This window comes from Actinokineospora cianjurensis (genome assembly GCF_003663795.1).
Taxonomy (GTDB): domain Bacteria; phylum Actinomycetota; class Actinomycetes; order Mycobacteriales; family Pseudonocardiaceae; genus Actinokineospora; species Actinokineospora terrae.
This window is the reverse complement of sequence record NZ_RCDD01000002.1, coordinates 372,123-396,055: the sequence shown is the minus strand read 5'-3', so window position 1 is coordinate 396,055 and position 23,933 is coordinate 372,123. Positions and strand designations below refer to the sequence as shown.

Sequence of the window (23,933 nt, the reverse complement as noted above, 5' to 3'; positions counted from 1 at the left end):
ACATGACCGTGACCACGATTGCCCAGACCAAGGCGTTCCCCTCGATCGTCGAGGCCACCGAGTTGCCCAGGATCATCGAACTGGGCACCAACTTCTACGCGGCGTCGTTCACCCTGATGAAGCTGCTGCCCGCGCGCTTCATCATCGACCGCGCCCGCCGCGACGGCCTGCTCGCCCCAGGCGGCATGGTGATCGAGACCTCGTCTGGCACCTTCGGCCTCGGCCTGGCGCTGGTGTGCCGCCGCCACGGGCACCCGCTGGTGGTGGTCGGCGACCCGGCCATCGACGCCAACCTGCGCACCCGGCTGGAGTTGCTGGGTGCCCGGGTGGAGATCGTCGACGACTTCGACGCCCCCGGCGGCATCCAGGGCGCCCGGCTGGAGCGGGTGCGGGAGCTCAGCGCGCGCAACCCCGGCAGCTACGTGCCCGGCCAGTACGACAACCCGGACAACCCGGCCGCCTACGACATCGTCGCCGACCTGCTCGCCGACACCATCGGCCCGATCGACCGCCTCGTCGGTCCGGTGGGTTCGGGCGGGTCGACCGGCGGCCTCGCCACCGCGCTGCGACTCGCGGGCCACGACACCCGGTTGTCCGGTGTGGACACCCCGGGCAGTGTGATCTTCGGTGACCGCAACGGCCCCCGGTTGCTGCGTGGTCTCGGCAGCAGCATCCACGCCGCGAACGTGCGGCACACCGCCTACGACGACGTGCACTGGGTCGGCGCGGGCGCGGCCTTCCACGCCACCCGCGAGCTGTACGCCACGCACGGCATCTTCGCGGGCCCGACCAGCGGCGCGTCGTTCCTGGCCGCCCGCTGGCACGCCGCCCAGGAGCCGGACGCGGTCACCGTCGCCCTCATGCCCGACGACGGCTACCGCTACCTCGACAACGTCTACAACGAGACCTGGTTGCGCGCCAACGGTCTCGCCGACGTGATCGCCCCCGCCGCGCCGAGGGCCGTCACCGACCCGACCGACCTCGACGAGCACTGGTCCCACCTGCCCTGGGGCCGCCGCGAGCTGTCCACCCACCGCTAGATCCGAGTACCCGACCGATTGAGGAGTGTTCCCGATGAGCAGCAACCCGTTCGACAACGAGGACGGCGTGTTCCTGGTGCTGGTGAACGCGGAGAACCAGCACTCGCTGTGGCCGGAGGCGGTCGACGTCCCCACGGGCTGGACGGTGGTGCACGAGCGCGACACCCGGCAAGCCTGCCTGGACTACGTGGAGCGCAACTGGACCGACATGCGCCCGGCCTCCCTCATCGCCGCGATGGGCGACTGACGCATACCCGAACGCACCAGTGGATAAGGGGTGGATCTCCGTGGTTCCGTTGTCGTTCGCGCAGGCGCGCTTGTGGTTCCTGGACGAGTTGGGAGGAGGGGGCGGCTCGGCCTACACGGTCGCGGTGACCGTGCGGCTGGGCGGCGCGCTGGACCGGGTCGCGCTGGCGGGCGCGCTGGTCGACGTGGTGGACCGGCACGAGGTGCTGCGGACCGTGTACCCGGCCCCCGACGGCGTGCCCAGGCAGCACGTGCTGGCCGCGCCCGACCTCGAACTGTCCACTGTGGAGGTGACGGCGGCCGAGTACGAGCAGCGGGTCGTCGACACCGCACGGCTGACATTCGACCTGGCCACGGAGATCCCGCTTCGGGCGACCCTGTTCGCCGTACCCTCCGACGAGCCGCACCACGTGTTGCTGCTCGTCCTGCACCACATCGCCTTCGACGGCTGGTCCCTGGCCCCGCTGGTGCGCGACCTCGGCGAGGCGTACTCCGCGCGGCTCACCGGCTCGGCACCGGCCTGGCCCGAGCTGCCCGTCACCTACCAGGACTACACGCTCTGGCAGCACGACCTGCTCGGCGCCCAGGACGACCCGGACAGCGTCGCCGCCACCCAGCTCGCCTACTGGTCCGACCAGCTCGCGGGCATCCCGGAGGAACTGGACCTGCCGCTGGACCGCCCTCGACCCGCGACGGCCTGCGCCGAGGGCGACATCATCCACGCCACGGTCACCCCGGCGACCACAACCGCGTTGACCGGCCTCGCCAAGACCAGGGGCGCATCGCTGTTCATGGTGCTGCGCGCGGCGCTGGCCGTGCTCTACACCAAGCTCGGCGCGGGGACGGACTTGCCGTTCGGCTCACCCATCGCGGGCCGGACCGACGAGGCCCTGGAAGACCTGGTCGGGTTCTTCGTCAACACGGTCGTCCTGCGCACGGACACCTCGGGTGACCCGACCTTCACCGAACTGCTCGACCGGGTCCGCGAGACCGACCTCGCCGCGTTCGCCAACCAGGACGTCCCGTTCGAGCGGCTGGTCGAGGTGCTCAACCCGGAGCGGTCGAGCAGCAGGCACCCGCTGTTCCAGACCCTGTTCGCGCTGCAGAACAACGCCGAGGCGGAGCGCGGGTTCGCCGGGCTCGACGTGCGGGTCGACGTGCGCTCCGGCGGCACCGCCAAGTTCGACCTGCAGTTCGAGCTGACCGAGCACCCCGACGGGCTGCGCCTGGCCCTGGAGTACGCGACCGACCTGTTCGACCGGCCGACCGCGGAACTGCTGGCCCAGCGGTACCTGCGGGTGCTCGACCAGGTCTCCGCCGATCCCGGCCGCGCGCTTTCCCGGATCGACGTCCTCGACCAGCCGGAACGCCGCGCCCTGACGGTCGCCTACAACGACACCCCCGCCGCCGCGTCCGGCTCGCTCACCGGCCTGTTCGAGGCCAGAGCCGCCGTGACGCCGGACGCGGTGGCCATCCGCTGCGGCGCGGAAGTCCTGACCTACGCCGAGGTCAACGCCAAGGCCAACCGCTGGGCGCGACACCTGCGCGCCCAGGGTGCCGGGCCGGAGCGGTTCGTGGGCCTGGCCATCCCGCGTTCGGCCGCCGCCGTGGTCGCCATGCTCGCGGTGGCGAAGTCCGGCGCGGCCTACGTGCCGATCGACCGCGCCCAACCCGCTGCCCGCGCCGCCGCCGTCCTCGCCGTGGTGGACCCGGTGCTGCTGCTCGACGCCGAACCCGCGTCGTCGGTGCTCGCCGGGTACTCGGCCGCCGACCTGGACATCGCCGTCGGGCCTGACGCGCTGGCCTACGCCATGTTCACCTCCGGCTCCACCGGTGTGCCCAAGGGCGTGGCCGTGACCAGGGCGAACGTGGTGGCCTTGGTCCGTGACCACGCGTGGAGCCGTGGTCATGAGCGGGTGCTGTGCTACTCGGTGCAGGCGTTCGACGCCTCGGTCTACGAGACCTGGGTGCCGCTGTGCGCGGGCGGTTCGGTGGTCGTGGTCCCGGACGGCCGGGTCGACACCGACGTGCTCGCGGGCGTGATCAGCTCCGGCGCGGTGACGGCGGCGTACATGACCACCGCGCTGTTCGCTGCCATGGCGCAGGACGAGGTCGAGGCGCTGGCGGGCCTGGACGTGGTGTGGACCGGCGGCGACGTGCTGTCCCGCGAGGCGCTGCGCCGGGTCCTCCGGCAGTGCCCGGACACGACCGTCGTCCACGTCTACGGCCCCACCGAGACCACGGTCTTCTGCAGCCACGAGTCCTTCCGGGACACCGACGTCGACCGGCTCTCGCTCGGTGTTCCGATGGACGGCACCGCCATGTACCTGCTCGACGCCGACCTCCAGCCGGTTCCCGTCGGCGGGCTCGGCGAGCTGTACGTCGCCGGGTCGCACGTGGCCCGGGGCTACCTGGGTCAGCCTGGGATCACGTCGGCGAGGTTCGTGGCGTGCCCGTCCGGTGGCCGGATGTACCGCACGGGTGACCTCGCGCGGTGGCGGGCCGAAGGAGTACTGGAGTTCGTCGGGCGTGTCGACGGGCAGGTGAAGCTGCGCGGGTTCCGGATCGAACTGGGCGAGGTCGAGCGCGCGCTGACCGCCGTGCCCGAGGTCGACCAGGCCGCGGTGATCGTCAGGGAGGACCGGCCGGGCGACAAGCGCCTGGTGGCCTACGTGACCGGCACCGCCGATCCCACTGCCCTGCGCCGAGCCGTGGCCGACGCCGTGCCCGGCTACATGGTGCCCTCGGCGTTCGTCATGCTGGAGTCGTTGCCGCGCAACACCAACGGCAAGCTCGACCGCGCCGCCCTGCCCGCACCGGACACCGCCGCCACCAGCCGAGCGCCCCGAACCGGCACCGAGGAGATCCTCTGCGGACTCTTCGCCGAGGTGCTGGGCGTGTCGTCGGTCGGGGTCGACGACGGGTTCTTCGACCTGGGCGGCCACTCGCTGCTGGCCACCCGGTTGATCAGTCGCGTTCGGACGGTCCTCGGCGCCGAGTTGGGCATCCGCGACCTGTTCGCCGCGCCCACCGTCGCCGGTCTGGCTGGACGGCTGCGGGAGGCCGACCGGCAACCGCCGCGACCGGCCGAGCGCCCCGACCCGATGCCGCTTTCCCCCGCACAGCACCGGCTGTGGTTCCACCACCAGCTCGAAGGCGCCGGGGCCACCTACAACATCCCCCTCGCGCTACGGCTCACCGGCCCGCTCGACCGCACCGCGCTGGAAGGTGCCCTGGTCGACCTGACCGTACGCCACGAGACCCTGCGCACGGTGTTCCCCGCCGTGGACGGCACGCCCGTCCAGCGTGTCCTCGATCACGCCGACATCGGCCTGACCTGCGTCGATGCCGAACCCGACCAGCTGGAGACCCTGCTCGACCACGCGGCCAGGCACTCGTTCGACCTCGCCACCGCGCCACCGATCCGGGCCTGGCTCTACACCCTCGCGCCCGACGAGCACGTCCTGCTGCTGGTGCTGCACCACATCGCCGCCGATGGCTGGTCGCTCACCCCGCTGCTCACCGACCTCGCCGCCGCCTACAGCACCCGCACCAGCGACGGCCCGCCTCGCCAGGCCCTGCCCGTGCAGTACGCCGACTACACGCTCTGGCAACGCGAACTGCTGGACCGGATCGGCGCCGAGCAACTCGCGTACTGGACGGAGACGCTCGCTGACCTGCCGGAGGAGTTGCCCCTCCCGTTCGACCGGCCACGCCCGTCGATCGCCTCGCACGCCGGTGAGGTGCTGCCGCTGACCCTCGACGGCGACCTGCACCGCGCGGTGGCCGACCTGGCCCGGCGCAGCGGCGTGACCGTGTTCATGGTGCTCCAGGCCGCGTTGGCCACCGTCTACACGAAACTCGGCGCGGGCACCGACATCCCGCTCGGCGCCGCCGTGGCCGGTCGCTCCGATGAGGCGCTCGACGACCTGGTCGGCTTCTTCGTCACGACGGTCCTCCTGCGCACCGACACCTCCGGCGACCCCACCTTCACCGAGCTGCTCGACCGGGTCCGCGAGACCGACCTCGCCGCCCTCGCCCACCAGGACGTGCCGTTCGAGCAGGTCGTGGAGGCGGTCAACCCGGTCCGCACGGCGGCTCGGCACCCGCTGTTCCAGACCATGATCACCGTCCAGGGTGCCGCCGACGTCGAGTTCCCCGGGCTGGCGGCGACCCTCGACTCGCGGGCGGCGGGCGCCGCCAAGTTCGACCTGACCTTCGCCTTCACCGAACGCCGTGCGGCCGACGGCAGCCCAGAGGGCCTCGGCGTCGACGTCGAGTACGCGGTCGACCTGTTCGATCGGTCCACTGTGGAATCCCTGGCCGCCCGAGTGATCCGAGTCCTGGTCGCGGTGTGTGCTGATCCCTTGGTGCGACTATCCACTGTGGACGTGTTTGATGGTGACGAGCGGGCCGCGCTCGTCCACGCCTACAACGCCGTGCCGCCCGCGCCCGCCCCGGCGACCGTGGCCGGGTTGTTCGCCCGGCAGGCCATCGCCACACCCAGCGCGATCGCCGTGAGCTGTGGCGACCGCGAGATCACCTACCGCGAGCTGGAGGAACGGTCCGGCCAGATCGTGGGCCTGTTGTGCGGCAACGGGGTCCGGCCCGGCGACGCGGTCGCGGTGCTGATGGCCCGCTCGATCGACGCCGTCGCGGTGGTCGTGGCGCTCGCCCGCCTCGGCGCGGTCTACGTGCCGCTGACCGAGCACTACCCGCTGGAACGCGTCCGGTCGATCGTGGCCGACACCCGACCGGTGGTGCTGGTGGCCGACGACATCACGGCGTCGAATGTGCGGGACCTCGGGGCGCCCGTGCTCTCGGTCGCCGAGGCCGTTGTAGAGGTCTCGCCACCTGAGCCGTCGCCGGAGTCACTGCTCTACGTCATGTTCACCTCAGGGTCCACCGGTCGGCCTAAGGGTGTCGCGGTGACCCACGCCAACGTGGCCGACTTCGTCCGCGACAGCGCGTGGTCCGGTTCGTACGACCGGGTCCTGTCCTACTCGGTGTCGGCGTTCGACGCCGCCGTGTTCGAGACGTGGGTACCGCTGTGCTCGGGCGGCCGCGTGGTCGTGGTGCCCGACGGCCCGGTCGACACCCAGGTCCTGGCCCGGGTGATCCGCTCCGGCGCGGTGTCGGCGGCGTACATGACCACTGCCCTGTTCTCGGCCATGGCCGACGCGGAACTCGACGCGCTGGCCGCGCTGTCGGTGGTGTGGACCGGCGGCGACATCCTCTCCCGCGCCGCCGCGGCCAAGGTGCTCGACCACTGCCCGGACACCTCGGTCGTGCACGTCTACGGCCCCACCGAGACCACGGTGTTCTGCAGCCACGAGACCTTCGGCCCTGGCAAGCCGCTGACCGGCGCGTTGTCGCTGGGCACGCCGATGGACGGCACCGCCATGTACCTGCTCGACGCCGACCTCCAGCCGGTCCCGGTCGGCGGCACCGGCGAGCTGTACGTCGCGGGGACCCACTTGGCTCGCGGGTACCTGGGTCAGCCCGGGGTCACGGCGACACGGTTCGTCGCGTGCCCGTTCGGCGGCCGGATGTACCGCACGGGTGACCTCGCGCGGTGGCGGGCCGAGGGGGTGCTGGAGTTCGTCGGCCGGGCCGACAGCCTGGTGAAGGTCCGCGGCTTCCGCATCGAACTGGGCGAGGTCGAGCACGCCATCGCCGCGCTGCCCGGGGTCGGGCAGGTCGCGGTGGTCGTGCGGGAGGACCGGCCGGGGGACAAGCGCCTGGTCGCCTACGTCACCGGGCACGCCGACCCGGCCGCCCTACGTCGCGGGCTCGCCGCGACCCTGCCCGAGTACACGCTCCCGTCCGCGTTCGTGGTGCTGGAATCGCTGCCACGCACCGGAAACGGCAAACTCGACCGGCAGGCACTGCCCGCGCCACGGCACGAGGCGAGCGACACCCCAGCCCGATCACCACGCGCGGTGGCCCTCTGCGGCCTGTTCGCCGAGGTCCTGGGCGTGGCATCAGTCGGCGTGCGCGACGACTTCTTCGCCCTCGGCGGCCATTCCCTGCTGGCCACCCGCCTGGTCAGTCGCGTTCGGACGGTCCTGGGCGCCGACCTGGCCCTGCGCGACCTGTTCCTCACCCCGACCGTCGCGGGCCTGCTCGAACGGCTGCGAGAGAGCGAACACCGCCCCGGCCCGCGACCCGTGCCACGACCAGACCGGCTGCCGCTGTCCTATGCGCAGCAACGGCTCTGGTTCGCCGCGGCGGTGGGTGGCGCGGGAGCGGCCTACAACATCCCGCTCGCGCTGCGGTTGACCGGCGAGGTCGATCGCGACGCCCTCGCGCTCGCGTTCGCCGACGTCATCGGCCGACACGAGCCGCTGCGCACGGTCTTCCCGGCCGTGGACGGCGTGCCCTACCAGCGGGTCCTCGACCGTCCCACGACCGCTCTGACCGTGGCCGAGGTACCGGAGTCGCGGATCGCCGGACTCGTGGCCGAGTACGCCCACCACGAGTTCGACCTCGCCACCGAGGCCCCACTGCGGTTCGGCCTCTACGCCACCGCCCCCGACCAGCATGTGCTGCTGCTCGTCCTGCACCACATCGCCTGCGACGGTTCCTCCCTCGCCCCGCTGACCCGCGACCTGGGCGTGGCCTACGCCGCACGGCTCGCAGGCGAGAGTCCACAGTGGCCTGACCTGCCCGTCCAGTACGCCGATTACACGCTCTGGCAACGCGGGCTGCTCGACGACGGCTCGCTCGCCGCGCAGACCGAGTTCTGGACCCGCGCCCTCGCCGACCTGCCCGTCGAACTGGACCTGCCCGACACCCGACCCCGGCCCGTGGTCCCCAGCCACACCGGCGGGGTCGTCACCGCCGCGCTCGACGCCGACCTGCACCGCGGCCTCGCGGTCCTCGCCAGGGCCGAGCACGCGACGGTGTTCATGGTCCTCCAGTCCGCACTCGCCGCCCTCTACACGGCACTGGGTGCGGGCACCGACATCCCCCTCGGATCGCCGGTCGCGGCCCGGGGTGACGAGTCCCTCGACGACCTGGTCGGGTTCTTCGTCAACACCCTGGTCCTGCGCGCCGACACCGCGGGCGACCCGACCTTCGCCGAACTGCTGCGCCGGGTCCGCGACACCGACCTGGCCGCGCTCGCCCACCAGGACGTGCCGTTCGAGCGGCTGGTCGAGGTGCTCAACCCCGACCGCTCCAGCGCCCGCCACCCGCTGTTCCAGACCATGCTCACCCTGCAGAGCACCGGCGACGTCGCCCCTGACCTGCCCGGACTGGTCGTCGTGGCCGATTTCGGCGGGATGGGCGGGGCCAAGTTCGACCTGACCGTCGCCGCGACCGAGCGGCACACCGACGACGGCCTGCCCGCCGGGATCTCGCTGGCCGTCGAATACGGCGACGACCGGTTCGCCCGGCGGACCGTGCGGACGCTGGTCGAGCGGTTCGTCCGGCTGCTGGCCGCCGCCGCCGCCCGCCCGCTTTCGCCGCTGTCCGCGCTGGAGGTGCTGTCGGACACCGAGCGCGACCTGGTCGTGCGGGCCTGGAACGACACCGCCGTCGAGGTCCCCGACACGACCGTCACCGGCCGCTTCGAGCAGCAGGCCGCGGCGACACCGGACGCGGTCGCCATCGTCTCGGGCACCGACCAGGTGACCTACGGCGGCCTCGACGCCCGCGCCGACCGGCTCGCCCGCCACCTGGTGGACCTGGGTGTGGGGCCGGACGCAGTGGTCGGGGTCTACCTCGAACGCGGCGTCGACCTGATCGTCGCGCTGCTCGCGGTGCTCAAGGCAGGCGGGGCGTACACGCTGCTCGACCTCGAACACCCCGTGGAGCGGCTGCGGTCGGTCCTGCGCGGGGTCGGCTCCGCGGTGGTGCTCACCCGGGCCGGGCTCGGCGAGCGACTGGCCGATCCGGGTACCCGCCTGGTGGACGTCGCCACCGCCCCGGACGTCGGGGGCGATGGCCCGTCCGTGCCGGTGGACCCGGCGGGGCTGGCGTGCGTGATGTTCACGTCCGGCTCGACCGGCACCCCCAAGGGGGTGATGACCCCGCACCGGGCGCTGGTGTCCACGCTGGTGAACCAGGACTTCATCGACTTCGGTCCCGGCGAGGTCTTCCTCCAGTGCTCCCCGGTCCCGTGGGACGCCTTCGCGCTGGAGCTGTTCGGCGCCCTGTTCCACGGCCGCACCTGCGTGCTGCTGCCCGGGGAGCGGACTGACCCGACCGCGGTGCGGGACCTGTTGCGCGACAAGGGCATCACCACCGCCTACCTGTCGTCGAGCCTGTTCAACTTCCTGCTCGACGAGTACCCGGGCGTCTACGCCGACCTGCACCAGGTGATGACCGGCGGCGAGCCGCTGTCGGTGGCGCACGTGGCCAGGGCGCGGGCCGAGTACCCGCGGCTGCGGATCGTCAACGGGTACAGCCCGCTGGAGAACACGATCTTCACCGTCTGCCACACCGTGCGCCCCGAGGACACCGAGGCGGCCACGATCCCGGTCGGCAAGCCGATCGCGAACAAGACCACGTTCGTCCTCGACGAGCACCTGCGGCCGGTGGCGCCAGGCGTGGCCGGTGAGCTGTACATGGCGGGACGAGGTCTGGCCCGTGGCTACGCCGCGCAGCCCGCGCTCACCGCGGGTCGGTTCGTGGCCTGCCCGTTCGGCGCCGCGGGGGAGCGGATGTACCGCACCGGCGACCTGGTGCGCTGGACGGCGGCGGGCCTGCTGGAGTTCCTCGGCCGGGTCGACGACCAGGTCAAGATCCGCGGCTTCCGGGTCGAGCCCGCCGAGGTCGAGCACGTGATCGGCGGACTGCCCGGGGTGGCGCGGGTGGCGGTCGTCGTCCGGCAGGACACGCCGGGGGACAAGCGCCTGGTGGCCTACCTGGTACCCGACGGTCCGCTGGACGTCGACCGGGTGCGGGCGGTCGTGGCGGACCGGCTGCCGGACTACCTGGTGCCCGCCGCGTTCGTCGTGCTCGACGCGCTGCCGATGACCCCCAACGGGAAACTCGACCGCAAGGCGCTGCCCGAGCCGGTCCGCGTGGACACCGGTGGCCGCGCGCCGGAGACGCCGCAGGAGAAGGTCCTGTGTGGACTCTTCGCCGAGGTGCTCGGGCTGCCGTCGGTGTCGGTCGACGGCCACTTCTTCCACCTGGGTGGGCACTCGCTGCTGGCGACCAGGCTGGTCAGCCGGGTGCGCACGGAGCTGGGCGTGGAGCTGGGCATCCGCGAGGTGTTCGGCAACCCCACCGTCGCCGGGCTGGTCCCGCTGCTCGGCGGGCTGCGCAAGGCCCGTCCCGCCCTGCGCCGCCGCTCGGCCGGTCCTGAATCCCTGATGACCTCGCTGACCCCGACCACGAATGGGTTGTCATGATCCCCTTGTCGTTCGCCCAGCAGCGGCTCTGGTTCCTCAACGAGCTGGAGGGCCCCAGCTCCACCTACACCGTGGTCGTCGCCCACCGGATGACCGGCTCCCTCGACCGCGCCGCGCTCACCCAGGCGGTCACGGATGTCGTCGGTCGGCACGAGGCCGTGCGCACCGTGTTCCCGGCCGAGAACGGCGTCCCCTGCCAACGGGTCCTCCCCGTGGCCGACGCGGGCATCACCCCGCACCTGGTCGAGGTCCCCGATGGCGGCCTCGACGCTGCCCTCGCCGCGACCCGTGCCCACCGGTTCGACCTGTCAGTCGAGCCACCGGTCCGGGTGTCGCTGCTGGCTGTTGCCCCCGACGAGCACGTGCTGGTGGTCGCCGCGCACCACATCGCCTGCGACGGCTGGTCGCTGGCCCCGCTGATGCGCGACCTCGGCGTCGCCTACACCGCCCGCCTCGACGGCACGGCGCCCGGCTGGGACGAGCTGCCGGTCCAGTACGCCGACTACACGCTCTGGCAGCGCGACCTGCTCGGCACCGAGGACGACCCGGACAGCCTGCTCTCCGCCCAGCTCGACTACTGGCGCCACCGGCTCGTCGACCTGCCGGACGAGATCACCCTGCCCTGGGACCGGTCCCGCCCCGCCGTCGCCTCGTACCGCGGCGAGGTCGTCTCCACCCGGCTCGACGCCACGCTGCACAGCGCGCTGCGCGACCTGGCCTCCGCGCACGGCGCCACGCTGTTCATGGTGGTGCAGGCGGCACTGGCCGTGCTGTACACCAAGCTCGGCGCGGGGACCGACATCCCGTTCGGCACCGCGCTGGCCGGGCGGACCGACGACGCGCTCGACGACCTGGTGGGGTTCTTCGTCACCACCGTCGTGCTGCGCACCGACACCTCGGGCAACCCGACCTTCGCCGAGCTGCTGCGCCGGGTCCGGGAGGACGACCTCGCCGCGTTCGGCAACCAGGACGTGCCGTTCGAGCGGCTCGTGGAGCTGCTCAACCCCAGCCGCGGCACCGCGCGGCACCCGCTGTTCCAGACGATGCTCTCGATCCAGAACAACGCCAGGGGCGACGCCGGGTTCCCCGGCCTGGTGCTGACCGAGCTGCCGGTCGCCCTCGACGCCGCCAAGTTCGACCTGGTCATCGCCATCACCGAGGACTTCGACGCCACCGGCGCGCCTGCCGGACTGCACGGCGCCGTCGAGTACGCCGTCGACCTGTTCGACCGGATCACGGTGACCACGCTGCTCGACCAGTTCGTCCGGCTGCTCGCCGCGGTGGCCGAGGACCCGACTCGGCCGCTCGACCGGCTCGACGTGCACGCGCCCGAGGAGTTCCGGCTCCAGACCACGGAGTTCAACGACACCACGGGCATCGATCCCGTGCCCGCGCGCGGCTGCCTCGGCACGCTGTTCGAGGAGCAGGTCGCGCGGACCCCCGATGCCGTCGCCATCTCGTGCGGCGACCGGCGGCTCACCTACGCCGAGGTCAACGCCACGGCCAACCGGCTCGCCGCGTGGCTCATCGACCGCGGTGTCGAGCCGGAGAAGTTCGTCGCGCTGTCGCTGCCGCGCTCACCGGAGGCGCTGATCGCCACGATCGCGGTGGCCAAGACCGGCGGCGCCTACGTCCCGCTCGCCCGCGACCTGCCGGAAGCCCGCCGCGACCACCTGCTGGCCACGACGGCGCCGGTGCTCGTGCTCACGGACTTGCCCGCCGACCTCGACACCTACCCCGCCGAGAACCCCGGAGTCGTTGGCGAGCCGGACGCGCTGGCGTACGTGATGTTCACCAGCGGGTCGACCGGCAAGCCCAAGGGGGTCGCGGTCAGCCACGCCAACGTCGCCGCCTACGCCGCGTCGTCGTACTGGCGCAACGAGACCCACGCGCGGGTGCTCTGCTATTCCGTGCCCTCGTTCGACGGCACGGTGTTCGAGACCTGGGCGCCCTGGTTCGCGGGCAACGAGGTCGTCGTGGTGCCCGATGGCCCCGTCGACTCGGACGTGCTCGCCGGGGTGATCAAGGCCCAGGGCGTCACCGCGGTGTTCATGACCACGGCACTGTTCGCCGCCATGGTCGACACCGAGATCGACGCGCTCGGCCTGCTGCGTGAGGTGTCCACCGGTGGCGACATCCTGTCCCGCGCCGCGGTCGACAAGGTGTTCCAGGAGTGCCCCGACCTGCGGCTGATGCACGCCTATGGTCCTACTGAGACGACCGTGTTCAGCATCCACGGACTGTTGCCGCGACCGCTGCCGTCCGCCGTGCCGCTGGGGCGGCCGTTGCCGGGTGCGCACGAGTACGTGCTGGACGAGAACCTGCGGCCCGTCCCGACCGGCGGCACAGGGGAGCTCTACATCTTCGGGACGCAGGTGTCCCGTGGTTACGTGGGTTTGCCGGGGCTCAGCGCGTCGCGGTTCGTCGCGTGCCCGTTCGGTGTGCCGGGCGAGCGCATGTACCGCACGGGTGACCTGGTGCGGTGGCGTCCCGGTGGGGTGTTGGAGTTCGTCGGCCGGGTCGACGGGCAGGTGAAGCTGCGCGGGTTCCGCATCGAACTCGCGGAGATCGAGCACGCGCTGGACCTGCTGCCCGACGCGGGCCACTCCGTGGTGGTCGTGCGCGAGGACCGGCCGGGCGACCGGCGGTTGGTGGCCTACCTGACCGGCACCGCCGAGCCCGACGCGTTGCGCCGGGGCCTGTCCGCGACGCTGCCCGACTACATGCTGCCGGTGGCGTTCGTGCGGCTGGAGTCGCTGCCGTTCAGCTTCACCGGCAAACTCGACCGCTCGGCGCTGCCCGCCCCGGACTACGAGCAGGTCCGGGGTCGTGCTGCCCGCTCGCCGCAGGAGCAGATCCTGTGTGGACTCTTCGCCGAGGTCTTGGGCCTGCCCGAGGTCGGCGTTGACGACGGGTTCTTCGACCTGGGCGGGCACTCGCTGCTGGCCACCCGGTTGATCAGTCGCGTTCGGACTGTCCTGGGCGCGGAGCTGACGATCCGCGACCTGTTCCAGGCCCCGACCGTCGCGGGTCTGGGGGAACGTCTGCGGGCCGCCGCCGACACCCGCCCCGCGCCCCGCCGGTACGACCGGCCGGAGCGCCCGCCGCTGTCACACGCCCAACAGCGGCTGTGGTTCCTCGGCGAACTGGAAGGCGTCAACGCCACCTACACCGTGCCGGTGACTCTGCGGCTCACCGGGCCGCTCGACCACGACGCGCTCGCCGCCGCCCTGGCCGACGTCGTGCACCGGCACGAGACGCTGCGCACGATCTTCCCCACGCACGACGGCGTTCCCTGCCAACTGGTCTTGCCCGAGGGTGACGCGCTGCGCGTCGTGCACACCGACCTCGCCGACCTCGACGCCGCCATCGAGGCCGACGCCGCGCTGCCGTTCGACCTCGCCACCGAGACCTCCCTGCGCACCACGCTGCACGTCCTGGGGCCGGACGACCACGCGCTGTCGGTCGTGGCGCACCACATCGCCGCGGACGGTTGGTCGCTGGGCCCGCTGCTCGACGACCTCGCCACCGCCTACACCGCCCGGACCACCGGCCAAGCTCCACAGTGGACCGAATTGCCCGTGCAGTACGTCGACTACACGCTCTGGCAACAGGACCTGCTCGGCACCGACGCCGACCCGGACAGCCTGCTCACCCGCCAGCTCGGCTTCTGGGCGAAGTCGCTGGCGGGCGCCCCCGCCGAGGTGACCCTGCCGACCGACCGGCCCCGGCCCGCCGTCGCCTCGCACGCGGGCGAGATCCTGCCCTTCACCGTGGACGCGGACCTGCGCGAGTCCGTGCTGCGACTGGCCAGCTCGCACGGCGTCACGCTGTTCATGGTCTTGCAGGCCGCCCTCGCCACCGTGTGCACCAAGCTGGGCGCGGGCACCGACGTCGTGCTCGGCACCGTGGTCGCGGGCCGCACCGACGAGTCCCTCGACGACCTGGTCGGCTTCTTCGTCAACACCCTCGTGCTGCGCACCGACACGGCGGGCGACCCGACCTTCGCCGACCTGCTCACCCGGGTCCGCGAGACCGACCTGGCCGCGTTCGCCCACCAGGACGTCCCGTTCGAGCGACTGGTGGAGGAGCTGAACCCGCGCCGCTCACCCGCCAGGCACCCGCTGTTCCAGGTGATGCTCACCGTGCAGAACGCCACCTCCGGCGCCGGACCGGCCGAGTTCGCGGGCCTGCCCGCCGCCGGGCGCCAGGTGACCACCCGGGTCGCGAAGTTCGACCTGACCTTCGCGTTCGCCGAGTCCGCCGACGGGCTGGCCTGCACCATCGAGTACGCCACCGACCTCTACGACCGGGAGACCGTCGAAACCCTCGCCCAGCGGGTTCGGCGCTTGCTGGGGCTGGTCGTGGCGAACCCGTCCGCCCGGCTCAGCGAGCTGGACGTGCTGGCCGCGGCCGAACGACACGCCTTGGTCACCGCGTACAACGACGTGCTCGCGATCCCTGCGCCGAGGCTGTCGGTCGGCGAGTTGTTCGGCAGGCAGGTCGCGTCCACACCGGACGCCGTCGCGGTGGAGTGCGGTGATTCCCGGCTGTCGTACGCGGAGTTGGCGGACCAGTCGGCCCGGATCGCGGGGCTGTTGCGGTGGCACGGGGTGCGCCCGGGTGACGCGGTGGCGGTGCTGATGGACCGTTCGGTCGACGCCGTGGCGGCCGTGGTCGCGCTGGCTCGGCTCGGGGCGGTGTACGTGCCGCTGGTCGAGAGCTACCCGCTGGAGCGGGTCCGGTCGATCGTGGCCGACACCGAGCCGGTCGTGCTGCTGGTCGACCGGCCGTCGCGAGGCCAGGACATGGCGCTGCCGGTGGTCGTTGCCAGCGACGCGGCCGGGTCCGAGCCTGCCTTGGACATCGTGGTTGACCCGGACGCACTGCTGTACGTCATGTTCACCTCCGGGTCGACCGGGCGCCCCAAGGGTGTCGGGGTGACCCACCACAATGTGGCGTCGCTCGTGCGCGACTCGGCTTATGGGCGCGGTCCGCAGCGGATCTTGTCGTACTCGGTGCCCGCGTTCGACGCCTCCGTCTACGAGATCTGGGTCCCGCTGGCGCAGGGCGGCCGGGTGGTCGTGGTGCCCGAGGGGCGGATCGACACCGACGTGCTGGCGGCCGTGTCGAGCGCGGGAGCGGTCGACGCGACATACATGACCACGGCGCTGTTCGCGGCGATGGCCGAGCACGAGATCGCCGCTCTGCGGGCACTGGACGTGGTGTGGACCGGCGGTGACGTGCTGTCGCCCACCGTGCTGCGCCGGGTGCTCGACCAGTGCCCTGGGCTCACTGTCGTGCACGTCTACGGGCCGACCGAGACCACGGTGTTCTGCAGCTACGAGGTGTTCGGCCCTGGTAGGCCATTGGTGGGGGCGTTGTCGCTCGGCAAGCCGATGGATGGCACCGCGATGTACCTGCTCGACGCTGACCTGCGGCCGGTTCCGGTTGGCGGCGTGGGGGAGTTGTACGTCTCCGGTGATCACGTCGCTCGTGGCTACATCGGGCGTCCGGGGACTACGGCGTCCCGGTTCGTGGCTTGCCCGTTCGGCGGTCGGATGTATCGGACGGGCGACTTGGCCCGGTGGCGTTCGGCAGGGGTGATGGAGTTCCTCGGTCGGGTCGACGGGCAGGTGAAGCTGCGCGGGTTCCGGATCGAGTTGGGTGAGGTGGAGCGCGCGGCCACTGCTGTCGCGGGGGTCGAGCAGGCCGCGGCGGTGATCAGGGAGGACCGGCCGGGGGACAAGCGGCTCGTCGCGTACCTGACCGGCGATGGCGACACGGCTCGGGTGCTGGGTGCGCTGGCCGAGACGCTGCCGGAGTACGTTCTGCCGTCCGCGGTGGTGTGGCTGGAGTCGTTGCCGCGCAATGGGAACGGCAAGCTGGACCGGCAGGCACTGCCTGCGCCGGAGCTGCCGGTGTCGGTCGCGGGAGCGCCGAGGACCGCGCAGGAAGAGATCCTGTGTGGACTGTTCGCCGAGGTGCTTGGCGTGTCGTCGGTCGGGGTCGACGACGGATTCTTCGACCTGGGTGGGCACTCGTTGCTGGCCACCCGGTTGATCAGTCGCGTTCGGACGGTTCTGGGTGCCGAGTTGGGCATCCGGGACTTGTTCACCGCGCCGACGGTCGCGGGGCTGGTGGGGCGCTTGGATGCTGCACCACGGCCCGCCTTGCGTCCCGCTGCGCGCCCGGAGCGGTTGCCGTTGTCTCCGGCGCAGCGCCGCCTGTGGTTCCTGGAGGGTTGGGAGGGCAGACGGTCGGTTTACAACGTCACCGTCGCGTTGCGGATGACCGGTCCGCTCGATGTCGGTGCGTTGGCTATGGCGCTGGACGACATCGCCGCGCGGCACGAGAGCCTGCGGACCGTGCTGCCCGCCGCGGACGGCGAGCCGTGGCAGCACGTCACCGACCTGGGTCTGCGGCTCGACACCCGCTCGACGCGTCCCGACCGGCTCGCGGACGACCTCGCCGAGGCCGCCGAGTACGCGTTCGACCTGGCAGTCGAGCCGCCAGTGCTGGCCACGCTGTTCACCGTCGCCGAGCAGGAGCACGTCCTGCTGCTGGTGATCCACCACATCGCCTGCGACGGCTGGTCGCTCGGCCCGCTCGCCCGTGACCTCGGCACCGCGTATTCCGCTCGCGCCGCCGATAATGCTCCACAGTGGACTCCGTTGCCGGTGCAGTACGCCGACTACACGCTCTGGCTGCGCGACCTGCTCGGCACCGAGGACGACCCGGACAGTCCAGCTGCCGTCCAACTCGCCTACTGGCGCACGCGTCTGGCCGCACTGCCTGCTGAACTCGTCCTGCCCACCGACCGTCCGCGTCCGCCGATCGCCTCCCACCGGGGCGAGGTCATCCCGATCGCGGTCGACGCCGACCTGCACGCCGGACTGCTGCGACTGGCCAGGGCGAACGGCACCACGCTGTTCATGGTCCTGCAAGCCGCTCTGGCAGCGCTCTACACCAAGCTCGGCGCGGGCACTGACATCGCCTTCGGCACCCCGGTGGCCGGGCGCGGCGACGAGGCGCTGAACGAGCTGATCGGGGTCTTCCTCAACACACTGGTGCTGCGCACCGACACGTCAGGCGACCCCACCTTCGCTTCGCTGCTCGGGCGGGTCCGGGAAACCGACCTGGCGGCGTTCGCCCACCAGGACGTCCCGTTCGAGCGGCTGGTCGAGGTGCTCAACCCGGAGCGGTCGAGCAGCAGGCACCCGCTGTTCCAGACGTCGCTGACCTTGCAGAACCGCGACGAACGCGCCGTCACCGTCGAGGGCGATCTCACGGTGACGCCGATGTCGGTCCGCTCGGCGGCGGCCAAGTTCGACCTGTCCTTCGCCTTCGCCGAGACTCATGCCGATGGTGCGCCCGCGGGCCTGGCGGGCGGCGTCGAATACGCGACCGACCTCTTCGACAGCTCCACTGTGGAATCCGTCCTCGCCCGCCTCATCCGGATCCTGGCGCAGGTGAGCCTCGACCCGACCATCCGCCTACGGGACCTGGACGTCATCACCCCACAAGAGCGGCGGCGCCTGATCAAGGGAACCGGCGAACCCCTCTGCACCCTCCCACACGCCGGAGTGCACGAACTCTTCGAACACCACGCCGCCACCACCCCGAACGCCATCGCTGTCGAACACGCGGGGACGGAACTCACCTACCGTGACCTCAACACCGCGGCCAACCGCCTGGCCCGCCGCCTACTAGCCCTCGGCGCGGGTCCGGAGCGATTCGTGGCCCTGCTCCTGCCCCGGGTACCGGAGTCCCTGACAGCGATCCTCGCCGTACTCAAGTCCGGTGCCGCCTACGTGCCCATCGACCCGGCCTACCCCGAGACCCGCGTTCGCCAGATCCTCGACGGTACCCGGCCGGTAGCGGTCCTGACGGTGGGGAACATCGTCGTGCCGGACTATCCGATCCTGGTGCTCGACGAGCCGGATGTGGTTGAGCGATCGGGTGATGACCTGGGGATACCGCTGCACTCGAGCGCGTTGGCGTATGTCATTCACACCTCCGGGTCCACCGGGAAGCCCAAGGGCGTCGCCGTGCAGCACGACAGTGTGACCCGGTACCTGAGGTGGTCCGTGGAGCACTACCCGGGGCTCACCGGGTCGGCGTTGATGCACTCGTCGTCGTCGTTCGACCTGTCGGTCACGGGGTTGCTCGGGCCGCTGATCAGCGGGGGGCGGGTCCGGCTCGCCGACCTCGACGCGGGGACCGTGCCGGGGCGGGTGTCCACGACGTTCCTCAAGGCGACGCCCAGTCACCTGGCGGTGCTGCTCGCCGGGCCGGGGGAATGGTCGCCGTCGGGGGAGTTGGTGCTCGGGGGTGAGGCGTTGACCGGCGATCAGCTCCGCGAGTGGCGACGCCGCAACCCGGGGGCCACCGTGATCAACGAGTACGGTCCGACCGAGGCGACGGTCGGGTGCGCCGAGTACCGCGTCGAGCCCGGCGTCGACCTCGCTCCCGGGCCGGTCCCGATCGGCCTGCCCGGGCGGGGCAGCACGCTCTACCTGCTCGACGACGACCTGCGTCCGGTGCCGCCCGGGGTGCGCGGCGAGCTGTACATCGGCGGCATCCAGCTCGCCCGCGGCTACCTGGGCCGTCCCGAGCTGACCGCGACCCGGTTCGTCGCCTGCCCCTTCGGTGGCCGCATGTACCGCACCGGTGACATCGCCAGGTGGACCCCGGCCGGTGTCCTGGAGTACCTGGGCCGTGCCGACGACCAGGTCAAGATCCGCGGCTTCCGGATCGAGCCGGGGGAGGTCGAGAAGGTGCTCGCGGCAGGCCCCGGTGTCGAGCAGGTGGCCGTCATCGCCCGCGAGGACCGGCCCGGTGACCAGCGGCTGGTGGCATACCTGGTCGGCGACATCAGCGTGGACACGTTACGCGCCAAGGCGGCCGCCGTGCTGCCCGAGTACATGGTGCCTGCCGCGTTCGTCGTGCTCGACGCGCTTCCGTTAACCACCAACGGAAAGCTCGACCGCCGCGCACTACCCGCCCCCGAGTACGCCGCCGACCCCGCAGGCCGGACGGCCGACACCCCGCGCGAGCAGATCCTCGCCGGTCTGTTCGCCGAAGTCCTCGGCCTGACATCGGTGGGCATCGACGACGACTTCTTCGCCCTGGGCGGCCACTCGCTGCTGGCCACCCGCCTGATCAGTCGCATCAGGACGGTCCTCGGCGCCGAACTCGGCATCCGCGACCTGTTCGCCGACCCGACCGTCGCGGGCGTGGACCACAGGCTCGACCCGCTCACCGGCGCCCGACCCGCACTGACGGTCCAGGAACGACCCGAGCGACTCCCGCTCTCCTACGCCCAGCGCAGGCTGTGGTTCCTCACCGAGCTCGAAGGCGCGGGCGCCACCTACAACTCCTGGCTCGCGCTGCGCCTGGCAGGCCCGGTCGACGTGGACGCTCTGCGGGCCGCGCTCGGCGACCTGCTCGACCGGCACGAGGTGCTCCGCACGGTGTACCCGGTGGCTGACGGCGTCCCCTGGCAACAGGTCCTCCCCCCGCTGCCCGCCGATCTGGATCTGATCACCGCTACCCCCGACGAGGTCGAGCGGCTCGTGCTCGCCGCCGCCGAACACCCGTTCCGGCTCGCCGACGGCCCGCCGGTGCGGGCAACGCTGATCACCGTGCGGCCGGACGAGCACGTGTTCGTCCTCGCCGTGCACCACATCGCCTCCGACGGGTGGTCGCTCACCCCGCTGACCCGCGACCTCGCCGACGCCTACGCCGCCCGAAAAGCAGGCGAAGCTCCACAGTGGACGCCATTGTCGGTCCAGTACGGGGACTACACGCTCTGGCAAGACAAGCTGCTCGGCGAAGAGACCGAGGACAGCACACTGGCCCGCCAGCTCACCTTCTGGCGCGAGACCCTGGCCGGGCTGCCGGAGGAGATCGCGCTGCCCACCGACCGGCCGCGCCCCGCCGTGGCCTCGGCGGCCGGTGACCTGGTCGACATCGACCTCGACGCGGGCACCCACGCCGCACTCATCGCACTCGCCAGGGCCCAAGGCGCCACGCCGTTCATGGTCTTGCAAGCCGCGGTCGCGGTCCTGCTGACCGCGCTCGGCGCGGGCACCGACATCCCGCTCGGTACGCCGATCGCGGGCCGCACCGACGACGCCCTCGACGACCTGGTCGGCTTCTTCGTCAACACCCTCGTCCTGCGCACCGACACCTCCGGCGACCCCACCTTCGCCGAGCTGCTGGGGCGCGTCCGGACCGCCGACCTGGTCGCCTACTCACACCAGGACGTCCCGTTCGAGCGGTTGGTGGAGGCGATCAACCCGGTCCGGTCCACGGCGAGGCAGCCGCTGTTCCAGACCATGGTGGCGCTGCAGAACACCAGCGGCGACGGGGTCGTGCGGTTCGCCGGGGTCGACGCCGAACCGATCGCGGTGCCGGTCCGGGTGGCGAAGTTCGACCTGTCGTTCACCTTCGTGGAGACCACCGCGCCGGACGGGACGCCCGCGGGCATCCTGGGCGGCCTGGAGTACGCGACGGAGCTGTTCGACCGGGAGAGCGTGGTCGGTCTGCTCGACCGGTTCACCCTGCTGCTGGGCCAACTGCTCACGGACCCGGCCGTCCCGCTGAGCCGACTGGAGATCACCACAGCCGCCGAGCGTGACCTCCTGGACACGTGGAATGGCCCGGTATCCGCCATGTCGGAGACCACCTTCACCACCGCTTTCGCGGCCCAGGCCCGGCGCACGCCGGACCGGTTGGCCGTGGTCTGCGGCGATGACAAGTACACCTACGCCGAACTCGACGCACGGGCTGGTCAGTTGGCTCGTTACCTGGTGGACCACGGCGCGGGACCTGAGCGGGTGGTCGCGGTGATGTTGCCGCGCTCGGCCGACCTGGTGATCGCCTTGCTCGCGGTCTTCAAGGCAGGAGCGGTGTTCCTGCCGATCGATCCGGACCTGCCCGCTGCTCGCCGCGAGCACGTGTTGCGGGAGACGGCACCGGTAGTAGTGCTCACCGATCCGATGCCCACTCTCGACGGAACCCTCGTGTCCGATGTGGACGTGAATCCCGACAGTGCCGCGTACGTCATCTACACCTCCGGATCGACTGGCACGCCCAAGGGTGTGGTCGTCAGTCACCGCGCGTTGGCGAACCTGATGGCGACCCAGCAGGGTGACGCGCTGGTCGACACCGGTGGCGCGCCGGTGCGGGTGGCGGTCACCGCGCCCGCCTCGTTCGACAGCTGGCTGGAAGGTCCGCTCCGGTTGGCGCAGGGCGGTGAGCTGCACCTGCTGACCGACGAGGTCCGCCGCGATGCCGACGCGGTCGTCGACTACGTGCGACGACACCGGATCGACCTGCTGGACGTGACGCCGTCGTTCGCCACGCACCTCATCGCCGCCGGTCTCCTCGACACCGGGTTGCCGCTACTGGTCCTCGGCGGCGAGGCGGTGCCCCCGGCCCTGTGGCAGGACTTGGCCTCGGCCGGTACGGCGACGTACAACCTCTACGGTCCAACAGAGTGCACGGTCGACGCGTTCGCTCACCGGGTCCAGGGCGCCACGCCGTCGATCGGTCGACCGCTGCCCAACCTGCGGGCCCACGTGCTCGACGACGCGCTCCGACCGGTCCCGCCGGGAGCGCCGGGTGAGCTGTACCTGGCGGGCGTCCAGTTGGCGCGCGGGTACCTCGGCAGCCCCGGCCTGACCGCGAGCCGGTTCGTCGCCGACGCGCACGGGAACCGGATGTACCGCACGGGCGACCGGGCTCGCTGGACCGCTTCCGGCCATGTCGAGTTCCTCGGTCGGGTCGACGACCAGGTGAAGCTGCGCGGGTTCCGGATCGAACTCGGCGAGGTGGAGCGGGTGCTCGGCGCGGGTGCCGAGGTCGCCCAGGTTGCCGTGGTGGTGCGCGAGGACCGCCCGGGGGAGCCGCGTTTGGTGGCTTACGTGGTCGGTGATGCCTCGGAGGCCGAGTTGCGGGAAGCCGCGGTGGCCCAACTGCCGGACTACATGCTGCCTTCCGCCTACGTCCCGCTCGCCGCGTTGCCGGTCACCACCAACGGCAAGCTCGATCGCGCCGCGCTGCCCGCCCCGGACGTGAGCCGGGTGTCGGTGGGTCGTGCCGCCCGCACCCCGCGCGAGTCAGTCCTGTGTGGACTGTTCGAGGAGGTGATCGGGGTCGATGGCGTCGGTGTGGACGACAACTTCTTCGAACTGGGCGGCCACTCGCTGCTCGCCACCCGGCTCGTCAGCCGGGCCAGGCAGGTGCTGGACATGCCGCTGACCGTCCGCACGGTGTTCCGCCGCCCCACCGTCGCCGCCCTGTGCGCCGAGCGGGACGACGCGTCCGGCCTCGACGGCGGCTTGGGTGTGCTGCTGCCGCTGCGGACCGGGGGAGTGGGCGCGCCGCTGTTCTGCGTGCACCCCGCCACGGGCATCAGCTGGTCGTACTCGGGCCTGCTGCGGCACGTCGACAGCCCGCTCTACGGCCTCCAGACCTCCGTCCCCACCGAACCCGGCCTGCCCGGCTCCGTCGACGAGATCGCCGACCGCTACCTCCGCGCCATCCGCACCGTCCAACCCCACGGCCCCTACCACCTCCTCGGCTGGTCCTTCGGCGGCCTGGTAGCCCACGCCATGGCCACCCACCTCCAAGCCGCTGGCGAAGAAGTCGCCCTCCTAGCCGCCCTGGACGCCTACCCCGTCCCCCCAGGCCCCACCACCCCCATCACCCCGGACGAAACCCTCGCCATCCTCATCGGCGAACCCCCCACCGACTACACCTGGCCCACCACCCCCTACGACCTCCCGACCGAGGCCCGCCGCGCCAACCCGGTCCTCGCCATGCTCACCCCCGCCGAGGTCACCGCCCTGGCCACCGCCGCCACCAACCACGCCCACCTCATGGACACCTTCACCCCATCCCGCTTCAACGGCGACCTACACCTGTTCATCGCCGCCGAGAACCACCCCCAAGGCCCACCCCTCAACCGCTGGCTCCCACACCTCACCGGCGCGCTCCACACCCACGAGATCGCCACCGGACACCTGCGAATGACCGACCCAGCCCCCCTCGCGGCGATCGCCGCGGTGCTCCGGCCCCACCTCGGCGCACCTGCCCCGGAGCAGGTGCGGACATGACCGTGATCTCGTTGCTCGTCCACCTGGCTGGTCTCCCCGGAATCGCCGCCGAACACCGGAACCCGTCGCCTCGCCACCACAGCTCGATTCGACCGCACGAGGCCACCGCGGGGTGTCCGCGGTCGGCTGGTCCAGCGCCGCTCGGTGCGGTGTTC

At 71.9% G+C, this 23,933-nt stretch carries 4 protein-coding genes; all 4 read left to right on the top strand.

The window, feature by feature from the left end; translation table 11 throughout:
• The first annotated feature begins 2 nt into the window (after positions 1-2).
• Genes CLV68_RS16410 through CLV68_RS16395 form a run of 4 tightly spaced genes read left to right on the top strand, consistent with a single transcriptional unit; the run spans position 3 to position 23,778 of the window.
• On the top strand, positions 3-1,040 hold the full coding sequence (locus tag CLV68_RS16410) for a PLP-dependent cysteine synthase family protein (protein WP_121391659.1): 1,038 nt from the start codon (positions 3-5) through the stop codon (positions 1,038-1,040).
• Between the two features lie 34 nt (positions 1,041-1,074).
• A complete protein-coding gene (locus CLV68_RS16405) occupies positions 1,075-1,287 on the top strand; it encodes an MbtH family protein (protein ID WP_121391656.1) in 213 nt (70 codons plus the stop codon).
• A 40-nt stretch (positions 1,288-1,327) separates the two neighbouring features.
• Positions 1,328-10,651: a non-ribosomal peptide synthetase gene (locus CLV68_RS16400; protein ID WP_121391653.1), complete on the top strand. Its 9,324-nt coding sequence runs from the start codon at positions 1,328-1,330 to the stop codon at positions 10,649-10,651.
• Positions 10,648-23,778: a non-ribosomal peptide synthetase gene (locus CLV68_RS16395; RefSeq protein WP_121391650.1), complete on the top strand. Its 13,131-nt coding sequence runs from the start codon at positions 10,648-10,650 to the stop codon at positions 23,776-23,778. Before CLV68_RS16400 ends, CLV68_RS16395 begins: the two co-directional genes overlap by 4 nt.
• Positions 23,779-23,933: the final 155 nt, after the last annotated feature.

Coding starts and splice junctions, on each gene's coding strand:
- CLV68_RS16410 (WP_121391659.1), top strand. CDS start 3: ATGACCGTGACCACGATTGCCCAGACCAAGGCGTTCCCCTCGATCGTC.
- CLV68_RS16405 (WP_121391656.1), top strand. CDS start 1,075: ATGAGCAGCAACCCGTTCGACAACGAGGACGGCGTGTTCCTGGTGCTG.
- CLV68_RS16395 (WP_121391650.1), top strand. CDS start 10,648: ATGATCCCCTTGTCGTTCGCCCAGCAGCGGCTCTGGTTCCTCAACGAG.